The organism is Pseudonocardia sp. NPDC049154, from assembly GCF_040648315.1.
GTDB lineage: Bacteria > Actinomycetota > Actinomycetes > Mycobacteriales > Pseudonocardiaceae > Pseudonocardia.
In genome coordinates this window covers 1-9,604 of record NZ_JBEZDN010000170.1, presented here as the reverse complement: position 1 = coordinate 9,604, position 9,604 = coordinate 1, and the positions used below count along the sequence as shown (strand labels likewise).

Here is a 9,604-nt window from a genome sequence, read left to right as displayed (position 1 = left end):
GGCCGCCCCGCCCCCCCCCGCCGTCGCGTGCTGCCCCGGCCGGGGGTGCGGCCCGTTGGCGCAGCCCCCACCATCCGCAACTCACGGCCAGCAGTTGCGGCGCGCCGGTCCACGACGGACCGTGCTGCCATGCGTGATCCGGAGCCGCGCCCGTCGCGCCGCTTGCTCTGGTGGATCCTCGGACCACCGGTCCTGTTTCTGCGTGGCGGCCGTGCCCGCGAACCGGGTCGAGCCGTGGGTGCTCGGGATGCCGTGCTCAACCTCCTGGTCACGGCGGCGGTGCCGCTCGCCCGCCCCGGATCGGCGCCCGACGACCGGCCGGCCGCACCCGAGCCCGTCCCCGCCCGCTCCGGCACCGAGGAGGACCGTTGACCCGCAGCACCACCCGGCTCGCCGACCTGACCGCCCGCGAGCTGCTCGCGGGCTACCGCGCCGGCACCCTCTCCCCCGTCGACCTCGTCGACGACGTCCTGGCCCGGATCGAGGCGGACGAGCCCCGGCTGCACGCCACCTACGCCCTGGATCCCGCCGGGGCGCGGGCCGCCGCCGCGGAGTCGGCGCGGCGCTGGCGGGCCGGTGAGCCGCGCCCGCTCGACGGCGTGCCGATCACGCTCAAGGACAACATCGCGACGCGCGGGGTGCCCACCCCGGTCGGCACGGCCGCGACGGAGCTGGTGCCCGCCGAGCGGGACGCCCCGGCGGCGGCCCGGGTCCGCGAGGCCGGGGCGGTGATCCTGGGCAAGACGACCATGCCGGACCTGGGCATGCTCGGGTCGTCGCAGTCGAGCTTCCATCCCGTGACCCGCAACCCGTGGGACCCCACCCGCACGCCCGGCGGGTCGAGCTCGGGTGCCGCCGCGGCCGCGGCGGCCGGCTACGGACCGCTCCACCTCGGCACGGACATCGGCGGATCGGTGCGCCAGCCCGCCGGGTGGAACGGCATCGCCGGGCTGAAGCCGACCTTCGGCCGGGTGCCGGTGGTGCCGCCGTACGCGGGCCGGGTGATCGGGCCGATGTGCCGCACGGCCTCCGACGTCGCGCTGCTCATGTCGGTCGTCGCCGTGCCGGACGAGCGGGACCACACCGCGCTGCCCGGCGGCGACATCGCCTGGCCGGCGGCACCGGGCCCGGTGCGGGGCCGGCGGATCGGGCTGCTCCCGGACGTCGGCGTCGGGCTGGCGACCGACCGCGCGGTCCGTGAGGCCGTCGAGGAGGCGGCGCGGGCGCTCGAGGCCGCCGGCGCGGTCGTGGAACCGGTGGCGCCCTTCCTGACCCGCGACATGCTCGACGGCATGGACCGCTTCTGGCGGGCCCGCGCCTGGTCGGACCTCGGTGCCCTGCCCGAGGAGCGCCGCGCCAAGGTCCTGCCGGCGGTCCTCGAATGGGCCGCCGCGGGCGCCGACCTGAGCGGGGCCGAGGTCTTCCACGGCTACAGCCAGATGGACGCGATGGCCGTCGCCGCCCACCGCGCCCTCGCCGACCTGGACTTCCTGCTGCTCCCGACCGCGCCGGTCCCGCCCTTCCCGGTCGAGTACGCCTCGGCCTTCGACGACCCGGCCCGGCCCTTCGAGCACATCGCAACGAGCCTGCCGTTCAACATGTCCGGCCAGCCCGCGATCTCCGTGAACTGCGGCTACACCGCGGGCGGGCTGCCGATCGGGCTGCAGATCGTGGGCCGGCGGTTCGACGACGCGGGCGTCCTGGCCCTCGCGATGGCGTACGAGGAGCTCCGCCCGCCCCAGCGCCCCTGGCCCACCCTGTGAGTGGCGATAGTCGCTATGGCGACTATCGCCACTCACAGGGTCAGTTCCTCTTGATCACCACCTTGAGCGCCTCGTTGGCAGCGGCGTCGGCGAACACCTCGTAGGCGCGGTCGATCTCGTCGAGGCCGAAGGTGTGCGTGCCCATCTTCTCGGCGAGGATCTTGCCGCTCGCGACCATCTTCAGGAGGGTCGGGATGGAAACGGTGTCGACCAGGCCCATCGTGAGCGTGACGTTGTGGATCCACAGCTGCTCGAGGGGCAGCTCGACCGGCACGCCGTGCACGCCGATGTTGGCGATGTGCCCGCCGGGGCGCACCAGTGCGGCCGCGGTCCGCAGCGTCTCCGGGTAGCCGACGGCCTCGATCGAGACGTCGACGCCGAGGCCGTCCGTCAGCGCCTTGACCGCGTCGACGACGTCCGGACCGGCCTCGACGGTGTCCGTCGCCCCGAACTCGACGGCCTTGCCCAGCCGGAACTTGTTGGTGTCGACGGCGATGACCCGTGACGCGCCCCAGAGACCGGTGGTCAGGATGGCGGCGAGCCCCACCGCACCGGCGCCCACCACCGCGACCGTGTCCCCGGGCCGGACCTGCCCGGCCAGCACGCCGACCTCGTACCCGGTGGGCAGCGAGTCGGCGAGGAAGATCGCCTGCTCGTCCGTGACGTCGTTCGGCACGGCGTAGAGCGACGTGTCGGCGTAGGGCACGCGGACCGACTCGGCCTGGGTGCCGTCGACCAGGTGCCCGAAGATCCACCCGATGCCGCCGACGGTCTGGCAGTGCGACGGCATGCCGCGCTGGCAGTACTCGCACCGGCCGCAGCGGGTGATCGCCGGGACCAGCACGCGGTCGCCCTCCCGGAACCCGGTCACGGCCGAGCCCACCTCGGTGACCGTGCCGACGGCCTCGTGGCCGAGGATGCGGCCGTCGGTCACCGCCGGGACGTCACCCTTGAGGATGTGCAGGTCCGTTCCGCAGATCGTGGTGGTGTCCACTCTGACCACGACGTCCGTCGGCTCCTGGACCGCCGCGTCGGGGACCTCCTCCCACGCCTTGGATCCCGGTCCGTGGTAGACGAGCGCCTTCATCCGTGCCCTCCCTCGGTCGTACCGCCGCAGGAGGACGTTAGTGGCGCCGGTCACATGCAGGTGTCTCAGTCTGCGACCGGGCCGCCGATCCGGGTCGATCGGTGCAGCGGCCGGCCTCAGCCGACCACGCCCCGGTCGTGCAGGGCGCCGATCTCCGCGGTGCCCAGGCCCAGGACCTCGGCCAGCACCTCGTCGGTGTCGCGGCCCAGCTCCGGGGCCTCCCCCGCCGGACCGTGCTCCCCGCCCCACCGCAGCGGCGAGCGCGCCGTGATCGACGCCGTCCCGTCCGGCAGGGTCAGGTCGGCCAGCACCGGGTGCCGCCCCTGCCGGTGCGCACCCACCACCTCGGTCATCCCGCGGTAGCGGCCCCACAGCACCCGGGCGGCGTCGAGCTCGTCGGACACGGTCTTGAGGTCGCGCGCGGCGAACCAGGGCCGCAGGACCGCGGCGATGGTCTCGCGCAGCCGGTAGCGCTCCGACTCCTTGGTCAGGTCGGCGTCGAGGGCCTGCTCCAGCGCCGCGAACACCTCCTCGGTGCCGGTCACCTTCCGCAGCGCCGCCCACTGCCCCTCGGTCAGCGCCACCACCATCACCCGCGCCCCGTCCGAGCAGGCGAAGTCGACGCCGAAGGAGCCGTAGACGTGGTTGCCGTGCCGCGGCCGCTCCCGGCCCCGCTCCGCGGCCTCCGACAGCCAGCCGAGGTTCGCCACGCCGGCCAGCGCGACGTCCGCCAGCGCCAGCTCGACGTAGGTGCCGCGGCCGGACCGCGAGCGGTCGTACAGCGCGGCGAGCACGCCCGTCGACACGCTCAGCCCGGTGACCAGGTCCCACGCCGGGAGCACGTGGTTGACCGGCGCGCCACCCTCCTCCGAGCCGGTGATCTCCGGGATCCCGACCTCGGCGTTGACCGTGTAGTCCACCGCCGGGCGGCCGTCCGGGTAGCCCTGCACCCGCAGGTGGATCAGGTCCGGGCGCCGGGCGACCAGCACGTCGTTGGCCATCCAGCGGCGCCCGACGACGTTGTCCACCAGCACCCCGCGGTCCGTCCCCGGCGCGGTGATCAGCGCAGTCACCAGCTCGCGGCCCTCCTCGGAGCGCATGTCCACGGTGACCGAGCGCTTGCCCTTGTTCAGCGAGGCCCAGTAGTACGACTCCGCGCCGGCCGGGCCGGTCCCGTTGCCGACGACCGGCCAGCGCCGGTGGTCGGTGTTGCCGCCGATCGGGTCGATCCGGATCACGCTCGCGCCCAGCTGCGCCAACGTCATCCCACCCGTCGGGCCGGCCACGAAGCTGGCGCACTCCACGACCTGCAGGCCCTCCAGCGGACGGTTCATCTCGTTCCTCCCCGACTCGCGCTCGCCCCGAGATCCTGCCTGTCGTGGACTCCGGGCGCAGGACCCCCCTAGGGTACGAACGATCGTTCGTACCCTCATCGTGGAGGTCAGCCGTGCCGGTCCCCGACGCCCTCGAAGCCCGCCTGCGCCGCCTGGAGGACGCGCACGAGATCGCCCAGCTGCGCGCCCGCTACTGCCAGTACCTCGACGACGGCCGCTGGCCCGAGCTGGCCGCCCTCTTCACCCCCGACGGCGTGTTCACCGGCCTCGCCACCGCGCGCGGCACCGCCGAGCTCGAGTCCTTCTTCGGCGCCCTGCAGGAGGGCCCGCTGACGGCGTGGTGGCACTACAGCGCCAACGAGACCGTGGAGATCGACGGCGACACGGCCACCGGCGAGACCTGGCTCTGGCAGCCGTGCGTGGTCGACGGCGAGGCGCAGATCGCCGCCGGCCGCTACCGGGACCGGATCACCCGCGGCGCCGACGGGGCCTGGCGGTTCGCGGAGCGGGTGGTCACGTTCTTCTACTGGACCCCGCTCGCCGGGGGCTGGGACCGGGGGAAGGTCGGTTTCCCTCCCGCGGAGGCGGCGCTGGACCGGGGGTGAGTCCCGGCAGCAGCCCGCGTCCGGACGCGCGCACGAACCCCGGATCGGCGGTCCCCGGGCCTTGCGATCGACCTTACGATCGTTAGTCCGGTCATGTGACGCCGTCGTCACGTCGGCGGCGCCGTGTCGGGTCAACGGAGACCACCCGGACGAGGAGAACCATGTCCCACGCGCACACGGACCAGGTCCCGGAGGAGTTCGACGCCGTCGTCATCGGCGCCGGATTCTCGGGGCTCTACATGCTGCACCGGCTCCGCGACACCCTCGGCCTCTCGGCCCGGGTGTTCGAGGCCGCCGACGACGTCGGCGGAACCTGGTACTGGAACCGGTACCCGGGCGCCCGGTGCGACTCGGAGAGCTACTTCTACAGCTTCTCCGACCGGCTCTCGGAGGACCTGCTGCAGGAGTGGACCTGGAGCGAGCGCTTCGCGGCACAGCCGGAGATCCTGAGCTACCTGCGCCACGTCGCAGACCGGTACGACCTGCGCAAGGACATCCGGTTCGGCACCCGGGTCGTCGCCGCGGAGTACGACGACGCGACCGGGCGCTGGACGGTCCGCACCGACGACGGCGCGCAGGTCGCGGCGACCTTCCTGATCACCGCGGTCGGGTGCCTGTCGACGACGAACCTGCCCGAGTTCCCGGGCCGGGACAGCTTCCGCGGCGAGTCGTACCACACCGGCGTGTGGCCCCACGAGGGCGTCGACTTCACCGGCAAGCGGGTCGCGGTGATCGGCACCGGGGCCACGGCGGTGCAGGCCGTCCCCGAGATCGCCGAGCAGGCGGCACACGTCTACGTGCTGCAACGCACCGCGAACTACGACATCGCGGGCGGCAACCGGCCGATGGACGCCGAGGACGGCCGGAAGATCAAGGCGGAGTACCGCGACATCTGGAAGGCGACGCGCGAGACGGCGTTCGGCTTCCCCTACGACGTCGCGCAGCGCACCGCGCTGTCGGTCTCGGACGAGGAACGGCAGCGGATCTTCGCGGAGGCCTGGGAACGCGGCGGGTTCCGGCTCGGCACGACCTTCAACGACCTGCTGCTCGACGAGCAGGCGAACGAGACCGCCGCGGAGTTCCTGCGGGCCCGGATCCGCGAGCGTGTGCAGGACCCGGAGATCGCCGAACTGCTCTCGCCCCGCGACCACCCGTTCTTCACCAAGCGCCCGCCGCTGGAGAACGGGTACTACGAGACGTTCAACCGCGAGAACGTCACGCTGGTGAACGTCCGGAAGGCGCCGATCCAGGAGATCACGCCGGCCGGGGTCCGGACCGCGGAGGCCGAGTACGAGGTCGACGTCATCGTCTACGCCACCGGCTTCGACGCGATGACCGGAACCCTCTTCAAGCTCGGGATCCGGGGACGGGACGGGGTCGCGCTCGAGGAGAAGTGGGCCGACGGGCCCCACACCTACCTCGGCCTCGCCACCCACGGGTTCCCGAACCTGTTCATGATCACCGGCCCGCAGAGCCCGTCGGTGCTCAGCAACATGCCGGTGTCCATCGAGCAGCACGTGGACTGGATCACCGACTGCCTCCGCCGGCTGGAGGAGCAGGGGTACGACACCATCGAGGCCCTGCCCGCGGCGGAGGACGACTGGGTCTCCCACCACGACGAGGTCACCGCGACGACGTTGCTGCCGCGGGCGAACTCCTGGTGGGTGGGCGCGAACATCCCGGGCAAGCCGCGGCGCCTGTACCCGTACGCGGGCGGGGTCGGGGTGTACCGGTTGCTGTGCGACGAGGTCGCCGCCCGTAACTACGACGGGTTCGCGCGCGGCAAGAGCGGGGCGGCCACGAACGGCAGGTTCAGCGGGGTCGCGCGGGCCCGGTTCACCGAGCTGGCCGAGGAGGCGGCAGCCGCCGCGTCCTAGAGGAGGCCGTACGACGCCGTCGCGCCTCGCCGTCGCCGGACTAGAACAGCAGCACGAGCCGCCCCCGGGTCCCGCCCTTCTCCAGGCGGGCGTGGGCCTCGGGGGCGCGCTCGGCCGGGTAGGTCTCAGCGACCCGCAGCGTGACGGCGCCGGACTCGGCGAGCACGCGGAGGGCGTCGAGCCGCTCGCGGTCCTCGGCGATGTCCCGCACCCACACCGGGTGCCAGGTGATGCTGCGCTCCTCCGGCCCGCGGTACCCGCGGACGGTGGCGATCCGGCCGCCGTCCCGGACCGCGGGCAGCAGCAGGTCGCCCTGCACCGAGCCGTCGGCCAGCGCGTCGACGCCCTCGGGAACCGGCTCGCGGATCCGCTCGGCCACCGCGTCACCCCGCGGGACCACGACGTCGGCGCCGAGCTTGCGGACCAGCTCGACGTCGGCGTCGGAGGCGTCGGCAACCACCCGCAGCCCGGCCGCCTTCGCCAGCTGCACCACGTTCCCGCCGTAGGCCCCGGCCGCGCCGGTGACGGCGAGGGTGGCCCCGGGCTCGGGGTCGAGCAGGTCGAGGGTCCGGCGCGCGGTCATCCCGTTCATCGGCAGCGTGGCCGCGTGCGCGTGGTCGGCCCCGGCGGGCGCGCGCACGACCGAGCCGACCGGGACCACGACGTACTCCGCGTAGGCACCGTGCGCGCCGTCGGGCACCACGACGGCCATGACGGCATCACCGAGGGAGAGCCCGCCCTCCGCGCCCTCGCCGATCTCGTCGACGACGCCGGCGGCGTCCATCCCGGGCACGTACGGCGGCGGGTCCTTGCGCTGCCGCTCGGCCCGCGACCCGTCCCGGACGTAGGTGTCGGTGGGGTTGACCGCCGCCGCACGGACCCGGATCCGGATCTGGCCGGGCCCGGCGTGCGGCTCCGGCAGCTCGACGACCTCGAGGGCCTCCGGCCCGCCGTACTGGTTCACCCCGATCGCGCGCATGCCCCGAGACTCCCATCCGCGCGTCGCGACGGCGCGCCCGGGACCCCGAACGGGTGCCGGGTCTCAGCCGGCGTTCCGCAGCACCTCGACACCGACGGGCGCGTCGCCGCGCAGGGTCACGCGGTGCATGACGCGGCGGGCGTCGCCGTAGTCCCGGTTGGCGTAGTGGGCGGTGGCGCGGTTGTCCCACATGGCCACGTCGCCCTCGGCCCAGCGGTGCCGGACGACGTGCTCGGGCTTGGTGAGGTGCGCGAAGAACAGGTCGAGCAGGGACCGGCTCTCGGCGTCGGACACGCCGTCGATCCGCACCGTGAAGCCGGGGTTCACGAACAGCGACTTCCGCCCGGTCTCCGGGTGCACACGCACGACGGGGTGCACCACCGGGTCGAGGCTGGTGACCGTCTCGCCGTCCCACTCGCTGCCCCGGCCCTGCCGCCGCTGGGCGAGGTAGTAGCCGAAGTCCTTGGTGCCGTCGTGCACGGCGTCGAGCTGCTCGGCGAGCCGCTGCACGGGCGGGGCCAGCGACTCGAACGCCAGCTCCAGGTCCGCCCAGTTGGTGTCGCCGCCCGCCGGCGGCAGCGTGACCGCGCGCAGGATCGAGCCCAGGGGCGGGCGCTTCATGAAGGTGACATCGGTGTGCCAGACGTCGGCGTACCCGTCGTCGGCCGAGTCGAGCGCGTAGATCTCGGTGTGGTCGTCGTCGATGCCCGGCACCACGGGGTGCGACGCCGTGAGCTCGCCGATCCGGTTGCCGAGCCGGACCTGGCCGGTCGGGTCGAGGTCGTGCTGCCCGCGGAAGAACAGCACCTTGCGGGCGGTGAGCTCGGCCCGGATCGCGGCGACCTGCTCGTCGGAGGCGGTGGCGAGGTCGACGTCGTGCACGATCGCGCCGAAGCGCGGGCCGAGCGGCTCGAGGTTCAGGGTCGCGGCGGCGGAGGCGGGCACGGCGGACAGGGACACGGCGGACAGGGACGCAGGGGACATGAGAAGGCTCCGGGAACGTCAGCGCGGCGCGCGCACGCCGCGACCGGGGAGGTCGGGAGGGTGACGACGTCGTCGACGGGCTGGGGCGTCCGCCGCACCGATCGCGGCGGGCGGACGTTCGGTGAGGGCGGCCGGGGGCCGCGGCACTCAACCGAACCAGCAGCGCGTCGCCGACCCCGTCCAGAAGAGGTCGACGTCCACCGGACAGAGGTCCACGTTCGTCCGACACAGGTCGACGTAGAGCCGAGCCACGAGTCGGAGGTCCGGGGTCACGATCGGATACTCGCGTCACACGGCCGGGTGCGCAAGGCGATCGGGCGAGTGTCCGCCGTCACCTCCGGCCCTCGACTACCCAGCGTCAACTCGTCGGTACGGTCCGTGCATGGAGCTGGGCTACCTCACGCACGTCGGGGGCCTGGGCTCCCCGCGCGACGCCTACCGCGACACCGTCGAGCTGGCCGTCGCGGCCGAGGCCGCCGGGTTCACCTCCTTCTGGGTCGCTCAGCACCACGCCGACGAGGCCCAGGGCTACCTGCCGTCCCCGTTCGTCCTGCTCGCCGCGGTCGCGCAGGCCACGAGTCGGATCCGGCTCGGCACCGGCGTGATCGCGGCGGCGCTGGAGGACCCGCTCCGGGTGGCCGAGGACGCCGCGGTGCTCGACGCGCTGTCCGGCGAGCGGCTGGAGCTGGGCGTCGGCGCGGGCTCGGACCCGGCGGCGTCGGCCCTGTTCGGCCGGGACCACGAGCGGCGGCACGCCGACTGCGCCGCGGCCGTCGACGAGCTGCGGGAGATCCTCGGCGGGGTCACGCTCGTGCCCGACGCGCCCGGCCTGCTCGACCGGATGTGGTGGGCCACGGGCTCGCGCCGCGGGGTCGACGCGGCCGCCGCGCGCGGGATCGGCGTGATCAGCGGCCGGCCGCAGGGCGCGGCCCCGGACCTCGAGCGCTACTGGGCGCGGGCGGTCGCCGAGCCGCG

The 9,604-nt window shown here is 74.2% G+C and carries 9 protein-coding genes; 5 read left to right on the top strand and 4 right to left on the bottom strand.

The features are described from left to right. Positions 1-234: 234 nt before the first annotated feature. Both AB0B41_RS39900 and AB0B41_RS39895 read left to right on the top strand, forming a co-directional pair. Positions 235-372, top strand: a complete 138-nt coding sequence (locus tag AB0B41_RS39900) for a hypothetical protein (RefSeq protein WP_358212225.1) — start codon at positions 235-237, stop codon at positions 370-372. Then, positions 369-1,763 carry an amidase gene (locus AB0B41_RS39895; RefSeq protein WP_358212224.1) on the top strand — a complete coding sequence of 465 codons (1,395 nt, stop codon included), beginning with the start codon at positions 369-371 and terminating at the stop codon, positions 1,761-1,763. The genes AB0B41_RS39900 and AB0B41_RS39895 overlap by 4 nt, the downstream gene beginning before the upstream one ends. A gap of 40 nt (positions 1,764-1,803) precedes the next feature. Here the strand turns inward: AB0B41_RS39895 and AB0B41_RS39890 are convergent, their stop codons facing one another. Both AB0B41_RS39890 and AB0B41_RS39885 read right to left on the bottom strand, forming a co-directional pair. Next, positions 1,804-2,850 carry an alcohol dehydrogenase catalytic domain-containing protein gene (locus AB0B41_RS39890; RefSeq protein ID WP_358212223.1) on the bottom strand — a complete coding sequence of 349 codons (1,047 nt, stop codon included), beginning with the start codon at positions 2,848-2,850 and terminating at the stop codon, positions 1,804-1,806. Positions 2,851-2,966: 116 nt separating this feature from the next. Continuing rightward, positions 2,967-4,184 carry a CoA transferase gene (locus tag AB0B41_RS39885; RefSeq protein WP_358212222.1) on the bottom strand — a complete coding sequence of 406 codons (1,218 nt, stop codon included), beginning with the start codon at positions 4,182-4,184 and terminating at the stop codon, positions 2,967-2,969. 113 nt (positions 4,185-4,297) lie between these two features. Between AB0B41_RS39885 and AB0B41_RS39880 the strand changes: the two genes are divergently transcribed. Both AB0B41_RS39880 and AB0B41_RS39875 read left to right on the top strand, forming a co-directional pair. Next, positions 4,298-4,789 carry a nuclear transport factor 2 family protein gene (locus AB0B41_RS39880; protein WP_358212221.1) on the top strand — a complete coding sequence of 164 codons (492 nt, stop codon included), beginning with the start codon at positions 4,298-4,300 and terminating at the stop codon, positions 4,787-4,789. Positions 4,790-4,950: 161 nt separating this feature from the next. Beyond that, a complete protein-coding gene (locus AB0B41_RS39875) occupies positions 4,951-6,666 on the top strand; it encodes an NAD(P)/FAD-dependent oxidoreductase (protein WP_358212220.1) in 1,716 nt (571 codons plus the stop codon). A 40-nt stretch (positions 6,667-6,706) separates the two neighbouring features. Here the strand turns inward: AB0B41_RS39875 and AB0B41_RS39870 are convergent, their stop codons facing one another. Continuing rightward, positions 6,707-7,645 (bottom strand): NADP-dependent oxidoreductase, encoded by a 939-nt coding sequence (locus AB0B41_RS39870; RefSeq protein ID WP_358212219.1) that lies wholly within the window; start codon positions 7,643-7,645, stop codon positions 6,707-6,709. A gap of 63 nt (positions 7,646-7,708) precedes the next feature. After that, positions 7,709-8,629 carry a TauD/TfdA family dioxygenase gene (locus AB0B41_RS39865; protein ID WP_358212218.1) on the bottom strand — a complete coding sequence of 307 codons (921 nt, stop codon included), beginning with the start codon at positions 8,627-8,629 and terminating at the stop codon, positions 7,709-7,711. Positions 8,630-9,011: 382 nt separating this feature from the next. On the opposite strand from AB0B41_RS39865, the gene AB0B41_RS39860 reads away from it, so the two are divergent. After that, positions 9,012-9,604 (top strand): LLM class flavin-dependent oxidoreductase (locus AB0B41_RS39860; RefSeq protein ID WP_358212217.1); only part of this gene is annotated, 593 nt, incomplete at its 3' end.